Source organism: Nonomuraea sp. NPDC023979, from assembly GCF_040639085.1.
GTDB lineage: Bacteria > Actinomycetota > Actinomycetes > Streptosporangiales > Streptosporangiaceae > Nonomuraea > Nonomuraea ceibae.
Genome location: NZ_JBEZZG010000016.1, coordinates 126,538 through 141,076, shown reverse-complemented (window position 1 = coordinate 141,076; position 14,539 = coordinate 126,538). Strand labels below are relative to the sequence as shown.

Sequence of the window (14,539 nt, the reverse complement as noted above, 5' to 3'; positions counted from 1 at the left end):
CCCGCATGTTGCAAGCCCCGGATCCGCCGTGACACGGAAGGGATACCTCATGCCCATCGCCGCCATCGCTCCCTACGCGATGCCCGCCACCATGCCCGACAGCCGCGTCAACTGGGCACCCGACCCGCGCCGCGCTGTGCTGCTGATCCACGACATGCAGCACTACTTCCTGCGCCCCTACCAGCCGGACGCCGAGCCGCATGCCGACCTGATGGCCAACCTTCTGGCGATCCGGCAGCGATGCACCGAGCTGTCCATCCCGATCATCTACACCGCCCAGCCGGGCTCCCAGCTCCCGGCCGAACGCGGCCTGCTCACGCAGCTGTGGGGGCCCGGCCTGACCGATGTCGAGACCGACACCGCCATCCCAGCCCCGCTCGCCCCCGCCGGCGGCGACATCGTCGTGGCCAAGCACCGCTACAGCGCCTTCATCCGCAGCCCGCTGGCCACCATGCTCGCCACCGCGGGCCGCGACCAGCTGCTGATCGGCGGTGTCTACGCCCACATCGGCATCCAGGCCACCGCCGTCGACGCCTTCAGCCACGACATCCAACCCATCGTGCTGGGCGACGCTGTCGCCGCCTTCAGCGCCGACAGCCACCAGGCGTCGCTGGAGTACATGGCCGCGCACTGCGCCCGGGTTCTCACCACCAGCGACGCCGTCCGAGCCCTCAGACGCCGTCCGGCATCCACCACACCCGCCGGCTCGCCGCCCGCCAAGCCGCCCACCGCCGCTGCTGGGAGCGCGCCACCCGCCGCAGCACTGGCGGCGGTCTTCTCCGCAGCGGCCTTCGCGGGGGAGCGCCGATGACGACGGCCGGCGAGCACGCTCACACCGCCGCGCCGGACTCCTCGGCCTCGGCCGCCCCGGCGAGGGTGGCCGACGTGATCGGCTCCACCCTGGCCGCGCTCGGTGTGCGCACCGCGTTCGGCCTGACTGCCACCGGCAACTTTCACCTCGTCAACGCGCTGAGCGCCGGCGGGGTAGCGTTCGTCGCCGCGCGCCACCCCGCTGGCGCGGCCACCATGGCCGACTCCTATGCCCGCGCCAGCGGCCGGCTGACGGTCCTGTCGGTGCCCGGCGGCGCCGGCGTCCTTCACGCCCTGCCGGGCATCGCCGAGGCCGCCAGCGGGCGCAGCCCGCTGCTCATCCTGTCCGACGTCGCCAACAGCGATCCGCCACCGGCCCGCCACCAACCGGCCGTGCTCAGCGCAGCCGGAGTCTGGATCGAACGGATCACCGACCCGGCACAGACCATCGAGGTCGTCCTGCGCGCCGCACACATCGCTCGCACCCGGCACCGTCCCGTGCTGCTGGAGGTGCCGCCGCACCTGGCGCTCAGCCCTCATCCCGCCCCCGTCCCGGAGCGGGCAGACACCCTCGACGCACTGGCGGCCCTGGAACCGCCTGCGCCGCCGACCGCCGACGCGACCGCCGTGGCGAGCCTGACCGACCTGCTGACGCACGCGCGACGCCCGGTCTTCCTGGCCGGCCGCGGTGCTCTGCAGGCCGGGCCTGAGCTCCAGCGGCTGGCCGCACGAACCGGCGCCCTGCTGGTCACCTCCACGGCCGCGCACGGCCTGTTCGCCGGCGACCCCTTCCTTCTGGGCCTGGCTGGCGGGCTGGCCACGCCGGCGATGGCCGAGCTGATCGCCTCAGCGGACGTGCTGATCGGGTGGGGGAGCGCGCTGGGCGCTTGGACCTTGCACCACGGTCTGTCCGTCGGTGCCGACACCGTGCTGGCGCAGATCGACGTCGACCCGGCCGCACTCGGCGCCCACTGCACGATCGATCTGGGCGTCGCCGGCGACGCCGCCGCCACGGCTGGCACCCTTCTGCAGGCGCTGCCCAAGGCCAAGATGGGCTACCGCACAGCACAGGTACGTCAACGCATCCACGACCACAGCAACTGGCACGACGTGCCCTACCAGCCGATCGAGCAGGAGGGCCGCATCGACCCGCGGACCCTGTCGCTGATGCTGGATGCGATGCTCCCTCAGGAGCGGATCTTGACGGTCGGCTGTGGCAACTACATGGGTTACCCGATCGGCTACCTGGCCGCGCCGGACGCGCGCGGACGTCTTAGCCTCCTGTGCCCGCACACGCCTGGATCCGGCCTGGCCGCCGGCATCGGCGCGGCGCTGGCCGGCACCGACCGGCTGGCCGTCGCCGCCCTCGGCGACGGCAGCGCACTGATGGCGGCCAGCGAGCTGGAAACGGCTGTCCGCCTCCGCCTGCCCTTGCTGATCGTCGTCTACAACGACGCGGCGCACGGCGCCCCGCTGCACCACTTCGGGGCCGCCGGGGATCGCCTGGACACCGTGACGTTCCCGCCGGCCGACATCGCCGCGATCGCCGCCGGGTACGGCTGCCGGGCCGCCACCGTCCGCAAGCCGGCCGACCTCAACGTGGTCACCGACTGGTTGTCCGGGCCTCTCCAGCATCCGCTGCTGATCGATGCGAAGGTCGCCTCGTTCCCTAGCTGGTGGCTGCCCGCCTCGCAGGACGGCCCCGCCGCCCCCTCCCGGGGTGTGGCTTCCTCTCCGGAGGAGCTGCGATGAGCGCGCCCATCTATCTGCTGCAACAGCCGTCGCCTCCCTTTCCTCCGCAGCTGAGCAGCATCAGCCTTGCACCGGCGGGCGAGCCTGCACACCAGCTCACGGACGGCTGGTGGCACCTGCCCGCCCTCGTTGAGCCTGGCCCGCTGCGCAGGGCGGCCGCCCGGGCCGTGCGCCGCCAGCAGGACCTGCTCGGCTACCTGTGGGACACCGATGCGCCACCTGCCGCCGGCGCGCTGTGCGAGCGCGACACCCGCTCCGGCCACGATGGCGTCACGGCCTACAGCGCGCTGCCGCTGGACGGCGCCGACCACCATGTTTTTACCGCCGGTGGACCGCCCACGCCCAGCGTGCGCGATCTTCAGGAGGTAACCATCGTCTCTGGCGTGTGTCATTACAGCGCCCGCGCTGCCCGGCTGATCACCGAGAGCGGCCGCAGCGTGCCCATCGCCCACCTGCGCCAGGGTCTGCTGGGCGAGCGCGTCGTGGCGCTTCGCCTGGATGAATCGCTGGCCCTGCCCGAGGAGGAGACGTCGCTGCGCCTGCCCAGTTTGGGCGCGAGCCTGATGCGCCGTATCCCTCCGGGGATCGACCTCACCCTGCTGCTCGACGTCCCCCACACCGCCACCGCTCTGTTCCTGCTCCAGGCCGCCCAGCATGGCGAAGCCTGCCCCCAGCTCGTACTGGACTGGTGCGAGGCCATCACCGACCGGCATCCCCGGCTCGCACTGCTGCAGACCGAACGGTGGGGGGCAGCCACCGCGGACCTGCGCGGACCCGTTCATGTCCGCCTGGCCGCCGAGCTGGAACCGGTTGGCGGCTACCTTCGCCATGCCTTGTCCCGCAACCGCGTCCCGGGCACCCCCGAACTCGTCGATCTCATCGCCAGCCAAGACCGGCTGTGGCGGCTCCTGGTGGAGTTCGCGCCGCCCCAGACGCCGATGGACCTGGCTGATCTGAGCTACGTCGCCGCCCTCCTCCGCGCCGCTGTCAGCACCCCCGACGCGCCCCGCCTGGCGCTCGCTGTGGACAACATTCAGGAATTCAAGATCCAGCGCCGGGCGCACAGCCTCGCTCGGCGCCTGCAGCATGAGTTTCCCAACGCGCGTTTCCCGCTGGCCGGGCTGTATCCACTGGGCCGCCTCTGGATCCGCGACCACGAGGGGAGCATCCGGCACAACCTGCACACCAGCGACCCCGGCCGATGGGCGGTCGACGATCAAGGCCATCAGGTCGACCTGTTCGAGCTGATGGCTGAGCTGTACCCGGCGGCCTCGCGGACGATGGTGATCGGCCCATGAAGGCTGACCCGGCCGCGCCCCTCTGGCCTTCCGCACCGGCCTCGTCGTATTCCAGCCCGGCCCTGCCCGGACCGGTGGACGCCCGGAGGCGGCGGGGCGGGCGGCCGATGGCCTCGGCCGCGCTGGCCGGGGCCGCCGCGCTGTGGGCGGCCTACACTCCGGTCACCTCCGTCGCCGCTACCTCCGCCGTGGTCACCGTGCCCATGCCGGTTACCTTGCTGCTACCAATCCAGGTTGCCGTGGCCGCCGCGGTGCTGTGGCTGGCGGTTGTGTTACGCGGCCACCGCCCGCCCGGCCCGGTGAGGCGCCTGGTCCTGCTCGGCGCCCTGGAGCCGGCGGCCAACTGCACGCTCTTCGCGCTCGCCCTGACCATCGTTCCGGCGGCCGCCGGCTCCCTGCTGCTGAGCAGCGAGAGCGTCCTGGTGGCCCTGCTGGGCGTGCTGGTGCTCAAAGAACGACTCGGCCGCGCGGGCTGGGCCGCCGTGCTGGCCTGCCTGCCCGGGCTGTGGCTACTGGCCGGGGCGGACACGCTGGTGGATCTGTCGCCGGGCGCGCTGCTGGTGTTTGCCGCCACCGCGGCCTCCGCCCTCTACGCCACCGCGGCCGCCTGGCCGCCGCGCACCGAGCACGTGCGGGGCATGGACGCGTTGACCATGACCACCTGGCAGTTCACCTTCGGCCTGGCGTGGGTCAGCCTCCTGCCCCTTGGTCATCTCCTGACCAGCTCACACACGATCATCAGCGCCGTGACGCACACCAGCGCCGGAGCGTGGTGGGCGGCCATCGGCGGCGGGCTGCTCCTGGCCGCACCGTGCCTGCTCTACAACCACGCGATCCGCCACGTCGGTATCGCGCGCGCCGGCGTGATTCTGAACCTCATTCCGGTGTTCGGCGCAGCGATCGCCGTCATCTGGCTCGGCGACACCCTGTCGGGCCGGCACCTTCTCGGCGCCACCATCACGCTGGCCGGCATCACCATCCTGGCCGCCCGCCGCTGACCCACCCGTGTCCTGTCCTTGTCCACCCGCCCATCCTCCGCGAAAAGGGAGCAGTCGATGTGGCACTCGCTGTCGGAAGACACGCGCGAGATCATCACCGATCTGCGCCACGAATACGGCGCCCGGCTCTACGACTACCTGCGTACCGAGCTTGGGCCGGGCGATGCTGAGCTCGGTGTCGCCGGGGCGTTGCTATCGGCCTGCGCGCACGCTGAACGCCCTACCTCAGGTGAGCAGCTACGTGCCTGGCTGTACGCGGTGGCTCGTGCGCACCGCGCCCTCGCCGCCGCCTCTGCCACAGCGCCCGCCCAGCCGTCCAACACGCTGTCGAGCTCGCCTCCTGGCTCCTGGCCCGACGACTTCGGCCTACCAGCTGTGCTGGCCGAGGCGCTGGCTACCCTGCCGCCGGCGCAGCGGGAAGTACTCGACCTGGCCGCCCGGCACGGACTCAGCCACACCGAGATCGCGTTGATCTTCGATGCGGGCGTCATGGAGATCGAGGCCTTGGCCACCCAGGCGGCCGAGCACGTCAACGCATGGCTGGCCGCCCGCACCAGCGACGCCTGCCCACAGCTGACAGAGCTGACACAGCCGACACCTCCTCGGGCTCTCCTGCCCAGCGAGCTCGCCACGATCAGCGACCACATCCGCGGCTGCCCCACCTGTCATGCGGCGCCCCGCCCCATGACCACCACCGTGCTGGAGCAGATGCCCCTTCAGGCCGCGCCCACCACCCTGGCCGACCGGCTCGGCGCCGCCGCACCACTGCCCGACGACGAGACGCTGTGGCGCAGCGACGGGTTCCCCGTCCAGACCGCAGAGCTTCCTGACGTGTCCGCCACCACCATGCTGCGCTCACCGGCTCCCGCGCACCCTCCGGCCTCACCGGCGACCTCCGCAGCAAGCGAGCCGCCACCGCAGATGGGCGGCAAGGATGAGGAAGAGTTCCGGGCCTGGGAGCATCGCGGCGAGCTGGCTGCGGAATTCTGGACCCCACGCACGGACGAGTCCAACCCCGAAGCCAGGATCTCGCTGAGGCCGGTCCTGCCTGTGGTACGCGTCACCGCGACCGTCGCCGCCGTGCTCACCGCCGTGGTGCTGACCGGCATCGCCTGGTCGGGCATGCAGTCCCCTCGGCAAACTTCCGCCACCGCGGCCCAGGCCCCGCCGAGCAGCATCCCGGACGTGATCACCCTTCCCGCCGATCCGGCCGAGCCCGATCCCTTCCTGCAGGAGCCGCCATCTCCTGACCCCACATCGACGCCACCTCGCACCACCGACCCCACCCGCCCGACCAGCAAGCCGACCAGCCGGCGCGCCACCAAGAAGAACAGCGACCGCCCATCGACCAAAGCCCCGGCCACCCACCCTGCCAGTTCCCGGCCGGTCAGGAACGACAGCCCACACGATCCGCCGGCTCAGCCGAGCAAACCGGCCACCAAGCCGAGCGCCTCCTCTACCACCCGCAGCGCTGCGCAGCTCCCCAGACCGGCGGCGCCGTCCGCCAAGGTGTCGCCCAGCAGCATCAGCCTGGGATCAGCACGCAGTGGGTCGTTCTCCCTCAGCGTCTCGCCGGGCAGCGGCCGGGTGCTGTCCGCCACCTCCAGCAACGGCATCCAGGTGAGTGGCAGCAGGTTCACCGTGTCCGCCCCCCAGTCCAAGCCGGGCTGCTCGCCGAGCACCGAATCCGGGACGATCACGCTCACGTGGAGCGGCAGCAACACCGGCGACGGCCGGACCACCGCGGGCACCACCGACGCCGGCGGCAGCCTGTCGGTGAACGTCAGCTGGACCGTCGAGGCCGACAAGGGGATCTGGCTGTCCAGCGGCCCCGTCACCAACGGCAGCCGCGGCTACTGGTCCAACTGCCCCAACGGCTGACCCGCACCCCGCCTCCCTAAATTCCGGAGAGTCGCAGATGAGACAGTTCTTCACCGGCATCACCCGGCGCGAAAAGCAATTCACCGTTGCTGGGATCGTCCTCGCCCTGGTGCTTTTCATGCCGTTCCTGGCCATCGCCGAGCCAGGCATGGTGTCCGGCTCCGGGCCCGGCGATCCAGTTGACCCCGGCGCGGAGCAGGCCCTCGATGTCGAACGGGGTGACTCCTGCCGCGACACGCTGCCCGCCGACACCCCCTCCTACGTGGTGTGCACCTGGCTGACACCGCCCCAGGACGCCCTGGAGGTCGCTGCGTTCTGGGCCGCCGACGGCGGCGCCAACCTGAAAGCTGCCCAGCCCCTGCCCGCCAAGTATGTGCGCTGCAACCAGAAGACCGACCTGTCCAAATTCTCCGCCTGCAAGGGCGGCGAGACCGCGTGCAAGCAGCGGCCGGACGGCTGGTATGAGTGCCGCAACATGGCCACCGGCAAGACCACCTACGAGCGCACCATCAACGGCAAGAGACAGGTGCGCACCACTGCCCCGGAACCCTCCGCAACCGGCACCCCCGCTGCGCAGGCCACCCCAGCAGCACCCAGCACGGCACAACCCGAGGCCACCGACAGCACGACAAGCGGCACGACGGAGAACAGCGGCACCGCCGCAGCCGAATCGACTCCCACGATCACTCCGCCTGCCGCGCTCCCGCCCGACGGAGACACCTCCAGCGCCGCCAGCCCGGCCGCCAGCCCGACGAGCAGTTCCACCGGCGACCGGGCCGCCGCCGGTGAGCCGGTCACCACCGCTATCGAGGCAGCCCGCGCAGCACACCTGCGCGTCTGGGTAGAAAGCGACCTGGCCGACGACTACCTGGCAGGAGACGCCCAGTTCCGCGCCGCGCTCGATGCGCTGAGCCAGGCCGCTCGCCAACCCGGCGTGATCGGTATCAAGTTCACCGACAACCTAGGCTACAGCCGCTTCTCCACCGAGGCCGACATACGGACCTTCCTGACCAGCGCGACGCGTGCCCTGCGCGCCGCGGCGCCCGGCAAGCGGCTGGCCATCGGCGTGGTCGTTCCCGAGCTCGGCTGTGGCTCGTCCCAGCCGTGCATCACCGCCATGCGCGCCAAGGCCCCGCTGGTCACCAAGCAGCTGGTCGGCCGTTACATCAAGGCCAGCGGCGTGGAGCATGTCTACGTCTCCAGCGGCCTGTTCGCCACCACGTATCGCACCTACCAGGTGACCCACCCGAAGACCGGCAAGCCGACACCTATCACGCCGGCGCTGGCCACCCGCGCACAGTGGCTGAGCATCAAGGCGCTCGGCTGGGACACCCTGGCTCAGATCGGCTCACGTGAGTACGGCCTGGCCCACACCGGTGACACGGCCGACTGGTCCAAGGCGGTTGCGGCCGCCCAGATCAGTGCCAGGATCGGCACGGTGATCGGGCTTGGCGCGCCGACGGTGACGTTGTGGGGGCACAAGGCCGCCGACGGCGACCAGACCTACCGCCTGCTGGATGCTGGCCTGGCCCCCAACGAGGTATGGCAGGCGCTGACCGCTCAACGGCTGCGCGAGCGCCTGTCCGTGGTCTTCGACCCGGCCTCAACCGAGGCGGGCGTGAGCCAGGACATCGCCGCGCTGGCCAAGGGCGTGAGCGAAATCTTCATCCTCACCTGACCGGTGTAGCCCCAGACCTCACCTGCTCGCTCGTCCCATGCTCCTCGCGCACGCTTTCGCCCCTCTCCTTGCTGTTGGAAGGTGTATCGCCGGATGCGGCACGACGACCACCACGACATCCCGCCGGGCCTGCCCGACGGCCGCCCGTACCGCGACTACGACGGCCCGCTCGGGTTTGCTGATGCCGGGCAGGGCGGCTACCCCGTCGAGCGTGACGACGTCCCTGCCCGAGCGGACGGCGAGCAGGATGAGCCAGCCGGCACCGGCCCCGGCGCCGCTTCCACCGGCCGGACGACCGGCCGCCGCCTGCACAACCCTCTGCCCCCGATCACGAGCGTCGACGACGAGGACTGGTACGAGCCGGACCCTGTCCGCACCGACTGGCGCAAACTCGCCCCGATCGCGCTCACCCTGGCCGCCGCCATCGCTCTCGGCCTCTGGCTGGCCCTGGCCCCAAACACCCGGCAGACGGCCGATCCCGGCCCGCCCTCGCCCACGCGCCACCAGCCACCAGACAGCCGCGAGTTCACCGCGACCACCCGCACTACGCCGCCGGCCCGCACCAGCCGGCCGACCACGAGTCGGAGCCTCACCACCGCGCCCAGCACGACACCCCGCCCGACCCGCACGCCGTCGGCCCGCCCGTCACCCACGGGAGCCAGGACCACCCCGCCGCCGTCGACCCGCCCGATCGTCACCGTGACCGAGACCGTCACGGTGACGACCCGCACCACAGCGCCGCCACAAGCCCAGCGCACCCCCAGGCCTTCTTCCGCGCGTCCCGGCGGCCCGGAGGAACCACCCGGCAGCAAGCCGTCCGCCTCCGGTCCGCGGCCCACGACGACCTGCCGCATGTGGGCTGACTGCCACGACGGCCCGCCGGAGGGCTGACTCGTGACCGACGCCCCTGCCGGCTCGTACCGAGAGGGCCCATGGTGACGACAACGGCTCTCACAATCGCGGGCGCCCGGCTCGTGCTCACCCCCGGCCTTGCGGCCATCGCGGCCGCCGCTGTACTGCTTACCTTGGTTGCCCTCGTGACCCTTGACCGGTTGCGTAACCCGCGCCGCCGCTCGGGGCTGGCCCTGTGGTGGCGGCTGCGCTGGCGGCTGTACCCGGGCAAGGGCTTCGCCCGCAGGCTGGAGCTCTACCTGCACTACGGACTGCCCGCGGCCCGCAAGGTAGCCCGCCAGGCTAGGCCCTCGGTACGCGGGTGGTGGTTGCGCATGATGGTCCGCCACAGCGAGATCGCCCTGTTTCTCGGCTGGGCCCAGGGCTGGCTACTGCGCTTTCGTGTTTATGCCACCTTCGAGGACAACCTGCTCTGCCTGGCCCCGCAGAAGGAGGGCAAGACCGCCCACTTGGCTGGCCGGATCCTGGATGCTCCTGGCGCCGTCATCGTCACCAGCATCCGCGACGACATCGTCGAGCTCACCGCTGGCCTGCGCGCCCAGCATCATCGCGTTCACCTGTTCAACCCCGAGCAGTTCGGCACCTGGGCCTCCACCGTCCGGTGGTCACCCGTCGACGGCTGCCAGGACCCCGCCACAGCTATCCGCCGGGCCGCCCACATGGTCGCCGCCGCCGAGACCGGCGGACTGTCCAACGAGCAGTTCTGGACCAACCAGGCGGCCATGGTCCTTGCCGCGCTACTCCACGCCGCCGCTCTGGAAGACCTGACCTTGGAACATGTTTATGCCTGGGCCCTGGACGAAGACCCCACCCCGCTCAAGATCCTGACCCGGCGCCGGCCAGGTCTCAACACCGACCGAGCGGCCGCCCTGGTCCGCCGCTACCACACCCTGCACGTCCGTACCCGCGACTCGATCTTCCTGACACTACGCCAGGTGCTGCGTTGCATGGACGACCCTGCCACCGCCTGGGCCGTCTGCCCGCCACCCGGCCAGGGACTAGACCTGGACGACCTGCTACGCCAGAGGGAAACCCTCTACCTGATCGCTGGAGACAGCGCCAACCCCGCCATCCCGGCACTCTTCTCCACACTCGTGGCCGAGATCCACCACCATGCCCGGCAGCTGGCCTCCCGTCGTTCCGCCCGCCGCATGGACCCGCCCGTCATCTTCGTCCTCGACGAAGCCCCCGAGATCTGCCCAATCACCCAGCTGCCGGGCTGGCTGGCCACCGCCGCCGGATCCGGATTCGTCTTCATCGTCGCCGGCCAGTCTCAATCACAGTTCCAGCAGAAATGGGGCCATGAAGGCGCCCGCACCATCTGGAACAACTGCAAGGCCAAGATGCTGTTCGGTGCCACCTCCGACCCCGAAGACCTGAAGGTCATGTCCGAGCTGTGTGGCGAGATCGCGCTGCCTTACTGGGAACAATCGGTCGACGGCTCAGGCAAGCGCCAGCGCACCCGCCGCTGGGAGACCGTCCCGGTCCTGCCCCCCGAGCAGGCCCGACGGCTGCCGACCTGGCGTGCCCTTGTACTGCGCCGCAACGCATCCCCCACCATCGTCAGAGTCGAGCAGATCTGGAAGCGCGCCGACTACAGACGCTGGCGCAGGAAAGATGGCCAGATCCCGCTACCACCCGCCAGCACTCACTCTCTGCGCAGCGAAGACCAGCATCTGCACAACATGAGCCACGAAGTCGGCAGGAAGCATGACCGCTGAAATGGATGATCCTCAAGATGAGCAGGCCGCGCTCATCAACGAACTCGCGAACGAGGTGGAACAGCTCGCTGAGGCTGTTGCCGAGCTACACGCTGCTGCTCCCCAGCAGGCAGGATCGCAGGCGCGGGCCCAACTCGAGCCGGCACCGCGTCCCTGGTGCTGGCCGCGGATGCCGCACAGCGAGAAGGCCGACCGGCTCGACGAACTCGCCGCCTGGGTCCGCGACGTCCTCTTCGCCTGGCCAGGAGCCCAGCAGGCGATCTTGCCGTGCTGGCCGCGACACTGGGATGTCATCGATGAACTGTCCATGCTTTACTGCGCCTGGCAAACCGCCTACCTCTGGGAGAGCCGAACCGCCAGCGACGCCGGCTACTACCTCGACCGCCTCTTGCCCAGCATGATTGAACGCGCCAAAGTCCGGCTCCGGCCATGCAGCCAAGGCCACCACCCTGACGGTGCCCGACGTGACGACACCGACATCGTGCAGCGGACAATAGTTGACCTGCGTCGACTCACAGAGGGGTAGCCATCTCTGGTGCGACGAGCCGTCAAACCGCGGGCAACGAAAAGCCCCGCTGGCTCCGCCCTGAGGCGCGGAGTCAGCGGGGCTTCCCGCGTGGGGCTACTTCCGCCCCGTCAACTCGCCGGCCTGCTGCAGCTGGTCGTACAGGTCGCGCATCTCCTGCGACTCGCCACCCGGCCAGGTTCCGTTGGTGTCGTTGCCGTCTCCGCGATGCATGGGGAACCTCCCTCGCTGTCTGCCCGGTTCGCTTCGGGCTCCTGACTTCAAGTGTAGGCACGGAAACCGGCCGGTGGAGGGCGACGTCTACACCGGATCGCGGCGGGCCCACTCCTCTTCCGGGCCGAGCCAGCCGTCGACCACCAGATCGGGGCGGCGCGCCCGCCACCTGGCGATGGCCGCCTCGTAGGCGGGCCCGTCGTGGAAGTGGGAGAACCCGTGCACGCGGGCCAGGTTCCGCCAGGAAGCGCGCACCCGCTCGTAGGAGGCGGCCGAGTAGTCGAACCCGAGAGCGGGGTCGATGTCCTTTATGTCGACGCCAGCAGCCAGGCACAGCCCAATCCTCGCGTCGGCTGTCGATGTGCACCGGTCGGCCTCGGCGACCGGATCTTCTCGCCCCGTGGCGAAGCTCAGCAGCAGCAGCCGCGCCCGCGTCCGCATACGCGCGGCATCCTTCGGAGTAGCAGACGTGTGAGTCATGCCTGCTCCGCGCTGATGGGCGGGTTCAGCTCGGCGTCAAGCGCGAGCTCCAGCGCTCCGGTGGCGTTGCCGATGGCGTCGGCCGCCCGCTTGGTGACGTGCGGGTAGTGCGCAGGAGCAGCGGCCACGAGGCCCCTGAAGTGGTCGGTGGCCCTGCTCAGCGCGATCAGGACGTCGGTCAGACTGTCCATGGGGAGGGCGCCAAGCTCCTCGGCAAGGTCGGCGATCTGCGTAGCGAGGGCGGCGGCGGTCTTCGTCTCGGTTGTCACGATGCTTATCTCCTTTAGTCGGGTGCCCGGGTCGCTAGGGGCGGTGGAGTCAGGAGTTCGGCTGGTCAAGGCCGAAGTACAGGTGTGGCGGCAGTTCGGAGGCGCCGTCTATCCACTCGTCCCGGGCGAGCATGGCGATCTCGATGGACTCCTCAGCCGCGTACCAGCGCTGGCAGGCTTCCGGGTCGCGCCGCTCAAGCACTTCGGCGATCCAGCCGAGGGTGATGCAGGCGGCCCGCGCCTCGTCGCCGGTGCTCTCGTTCCGGTGCCCCACCGCGAGCACGTACATGTCGCACAGCTCCTGGGTGGTGCGCGCCCCGAGCGTGGCGCGGCCACGGGTGCGTATCGCGGCGAGTCGCGCCTGAGGGTCCTCGATGATGGTCACATGCATGCCTCTCTGTCGGGCGCCCGGGTCGCTGCGGGCAACACACTCGAATGTAGTAGTGCTTACTCTTGGGTCAAGCCGCCGCGCCGTATCCGAGCGCGGCGGCGGCCCGCTCGCCGAGGAACTGGGCGATGCCGACGGGCACCGCGTTGCCGATCAAGCGTTTGACCTCCTTGCCGGTGCCGACGAACTGGTAGTCATCCGGAAATCCCTGGGCTCGGGCGCACTCCCTGTTGCTCACCAGGCGATGCCACGACTTCCCGTCGCGGACGGTCGCAACAGCGTGGTGGTTGCCGCCAGCGGTGATCGTGGCCAGCTGGTGCTGGTCGGCGCGCCGGGGCTTGGCGTTGCGCCGGTAGGTGACCAGGTGAGGGACACCCTCTTCGGCGATCTGCTCGATCTGGTCGGACACGTACAGCCGGCGGGTGACGAGCTTGCCGGGGTCCTCGTCGAGGATCGCCGAGGCGGGAACCCTCGGCATGGTTGGCAGGTCCAGGTCCACGTTGATTCCGTCGAGGGTGGCCACGATGAACAGTCGGCGGCGGTGCTGGGCGTGGCCGAAGTCGGCCGCGTCCAGGATCATCTCGCTGGTCTTGTAGCCGAGCAGGTGTAGCCCTCCGAGCCACCAGGGGAACAGGGTCCAGTCCAGGAACTCCGGCACATTCTCGATGATCACGACCGGATACTTGTGGACCTCGGCGGCGGCGATGACCGCGAACGCCGTCGCGCGGTCAATGGCCCCCGCGTCCGCGCGCAGCCGCTCGACCTCCGCCGGCGGGCGGCGTCGACCGCCGGCGCGGCAGTGCCAGACGCATGAAGGGGAGGCCCACAGGAGGTCAGTGGAGGGGAACGTGCGCCAGTCCACCTCGCTGAGGTTGTCGCTGCGGTGCTCGACGTCGGGGTGGTTCAGGCGGTGGGTCGCGAGAGCGGTCGGCCAGTGGTTCGCGGCAATCACAACGCGCAGCCCGGCCTTGCCGAGCCCCGTGGTGGAGCCGCCGCCGCCGGCGAACAGGTCGGTTGCGGTGGGTCCGGCCGTCAGTGGCCGCCGCCGAGCGTGCGCGGTCGCGCTGGGGAGCATGGTGATCCTTCTCTGTCTGGCACCCGGTTCGCTGCGGGTGGGTAACTCAATGTAGGAGTGTTTACGTGGCTGCCGATCTGGGTCACCTTGAGGCCGAGCCGCTCGGCAAGCGCACGCACCTCCTCCGTGGTCCACGGCTCGGTGCGCAGCGGCTTATCGCCTCCGGCCGGGCCGCCCTTGAAGATGCGTTGCGCGGCCATGCCGAGCGTCGCGCCGTCGGCCGTACGGAACGCTGCTTCCCGCGCGGGGAAGCCGAGGGAGTTGAAATTGAGCGGCGTGCCGTCGGCGTCGACTAGCTCGGTCTCCAGTCGGTTGGCCAGCCCGCGCGCCGTCTCCAGGTCGGGCTGCTCGCCGCCGATGCCTTGCCCGTGGTGGTTCATGATGCGCCAGCCGCCGCCGCCCTCGCGCAGTTGCAGCAGCACCAGGTTCTTGCCGTCGGACAGCTGCAGGTTGGCCGCCTTCTTGCCGGCGCTGGTCAGGAACTCGCGGCGCTGGTCGGACAGGCCCGGCTGCGAGTCCGCGCGCATCACCCAGTGGT

At 70.6% G+C, this 14,539-nt stretch carries 14 protein-coding genes; 9 read left to right on the top strand and 5 right to left on the bottom strand.

Annotated elements, in window-relative coordinates; genetic code table 11:
* The first annotated feature begins 49 nt into the window (after window positions 1-49).
* The 9 genes from AB0G11_RS26790 (at window position 50) to AB0G11_RS26750 (ending at window position 11,576) form a co-directional block, all read left to right on the top strand.
* On the top strand, window positions 50-811 hold the full coding sequence (locus AB0G11_RS26790; RefSeq protein WP_357589052.1) for an isochorismatase family protein: 762 nt from the start codon (window positions 50-52) through the stop codon (window positions 809-811).
* The gene (locus tag AB0G11_RS26785) at window positions 808-2,562 is read left to right on the top strand and encodes a thiamine pyrophosphate-binding protein (protein ID WP_357589050.1); all 1,755 of its coding nucleotides are present in this window, start codon (window positions 808-810) and stop codon (window positions 2,560-2,562) included. Before AB0G11_RS26790 ends, AB0G11_RS26785 begins: the two co-directional genes overlap by 4 nt.
* Entirely contained in the window at window positions 2,559-3,860 is a 1,302-nt protein-coding gene (locus AB0G11_RS26780; RefSeq protein ID WP_357589048.1) for a hypothetical protein, read from the top strand. Before AB0G11_RS26785 ends, AB0G11_RS26780 begins: the two co-directional genes overlap by 4 nt.
* Window positions 3,857-4,858: a DMT family transporter gene (locus AB0G11_RS26775; protein WP_357589047.1), complete on the top strand. Its 1,002-nt coding sequence runs from the start codon at window positions 3,857-3,859 to the stop codon at window positions 4,856-4,858. Before AB0G11_RS26780 ends, AB0G11_RS26775 begins: the two co-directional genes overlap by 4 nt.
* 57 nt (window positions 4,859-4,915) lie before the next feature.
* Window positions 4,916-6,739, top strand: coding sequence for a sigma factor-like helix-turn-helix DNA-binding protein (locus AB0G11_RS26770; RefSeq protein ID WP_357589045.1), 1,824 nt, complete (start codon window positions 4,916-4,918; stop codon window positions 6,737-6,739).
* Window positions 6,740-6,776: 37 nt separating this feature from the next.
* Entirely contained in the window at window positions 6,777-8,417 is a 1,641-nt protein-coding gene (locus AB0G11_RS26765) for a hypothetical protein (protein WP_357589043.1), read from the top strand.
* 93 nt (window positions 8,418-8,510) lie between these two features.
* Window positions 8,511-9,308: a hypothetical protein gene (locus AB0G11_RS26760; RefSeq protein ID WP_357589041.1), complete on the top strand. Its 798-nt coding sequence runs from the start codon at window positions 8,511-8,513 to the stop codon at window positions 9,306-9,308.
* Window positions 9,309-9,349: 41 nt separating this feature from the next.
* Entirely contained in the window at window positions 9,350-11,050 is a 1,701-nt protein-coding gene (locus AB0G11_RS26755; RefSeq protein WP_357589039.1) for a TraM recognition domain-containing protein, read from the top strand.
* Window positions 11,040-11,576, top strand: a complete 537-nt coding sequence (locus AB0G11_RS26750; protein WP_357589037.1) for a hypothetical protein — start codon at window positions 11,040-11,042, stop codon at window positions 11,574-11,576. Before AB0G11_RS26755 ends, AB0G11_RS26750 begins: the two co-directional genes overlap by 11 nt.
* Window positions 11,577-11,876: 300 nt before the next feature.
* Here AB0G11_RS26750 and AB0G11_RS26745 read toward each other — a convergent pair whose 3' ends face one another.
* From AB0G11_RS26745 to AB0G11_RS26725, 5 genes are all read right to left on the bottom strand, one after another.
* A complete protein-coding gene (locus AB0G11_RS26745) occupies window positions 11,877-12,230 on the bottom strand; it encodes a hypothetical protein (protein WP_357589036.1) in 354 nt (117 codons plus the stop codon).
* 35 nt (window positions 12,231-12,265) lie between these two features.
* On the bottom strand, window positions 12,266-12,538 hold the full coding sequence (locus tag AB0G11_RS26740; protein WP_357589034.1) for a hypothetical protein: 273 nt from the start codon (window positions 12,536-12,538) through the stop codon (window positions 12,266-12,268).
* Window positions 12,539-12,587: 49 nt separating this feature from the next.
* Window positions 12,588-12,923, bottom strand: a complete 336-nt coding sequence (locus tag AB0G11_RS26735) for a hypothetical protein (protein WP_357589032.1) — start codon at window positions 12,921-12,923, stop codon at window positions 12,588-12,590.
* Between the two features lie 73 nt (window positions 12,924-12,996).
* A complete protein-coding gene (locus tag AB0G11_RS26730; RefSeq protein WP_357589030.1) occupies window positions 12,997-14,001 on the bottom strand; it encodes a DNA cytosine methyltransferase in 1,005 nt (334 codons plus the stop codon).
* Window positions 13,959-14,528 carry a hypothetical protein gene (locus tag AB0G11_RS26725; protein ID WP_357589028.1) on the bottom strand — a complete coding sequence of 190 codons (570 nt, stop codon included), beginning with the start codon at window positions 14,526-14,528 and terminating at the stop codon, window positions 13,959-13,961. The genes AB0G11_RS26730 and AB0G11_RS26725 overlap by 43 nt, the downstream gene beginning before the upstream one ends.
* Window positions 14,529-14,539: the final 11 nt, after the last annotated feature.

Coding starts and splice junctions, on each gene's coding strand:
- AB0G11_RS26790 (WP_357589052.1), top strand. CDS start 50: ATGCCCATCGCCGCCATCGCTCCCTACGCGATGCCCGCCACCATGCCC.
- AB0G11_RS26785 (WP_357589050.1), top strand. CDS start 808: ATGACGACGGCCGGCGAGCACGCTCACACCGCCGCGCCGGACTCCTCG.
- AB0G11_RS26780 (WP_357589048.1), top strand. CDS start 2,559: ATGAGCGCGCCCATCTATCTGCTGCAACAGCCGTCGCCTCCCTTTCCT.
- AB0G11_RS26775 (WP_357589047.1), top strand. CDS start 3,857: ATGAAGGCTGACCCGGCCGCGCCCCTCTGGCCTTCCGCACCGGCCTCG.
- AB0G11_RS26770 (WP_357589045.1), top strand. CDS start 4,916: ATGTGGCACTCGCTGTCGGAAGACACGCGCGAGATCATCACCGATCTG.
- AB0G11_RS26765 (WP_357589043.1), top strand. CDS start 6,777: ATGAGACAGTTCTTCACCGGCATCACCCGGCGCGAAAAGCAATTCACC.
- AB0G11_RS26760 (WP_357589041.1), top strand. CDS start 8,511: ATGCGGCACGACGACCACCACGACATCCCGCCGGGCCTGCCCGACGGC.
- AB0G11_RS26755 (WP_357589039.1), top strand. CDS start 9,350: ATGGTGACGACAACGGCTCTCACAATCGCGGGCGCCCGGCTCGTGCTC.
- AB0G11_RS26750 (WP_357589037.1), top strand. CDS start 11,040: ATGACCGCTGAAATGGATGATCCTCAAGATGAGCAGGCCGCGCTCATC.
- AB0G11_RS26745 (WP_357589036.1), bottom strand. CDS start 12,230: ATGCGGACGCGGGCGCGGCTGCTGCTGCTGAGCTTCGCCACGGGGCGA.
- AB0G11_RS26730 (WP_357589030.1), bottom strand. CDS start 14,001: ATGCTCCCCAGCGCGACCGCGCACGCTCGGCGGCGGCCACTGACGGCC.
- AB0G11_RS26725 (WP_357589028.1), bottom strand. CDS start 14,528: ATGCGCGCGGACTCGCAGCCGGGCCTGTCCGACCAGCGCCGCGAGTTC.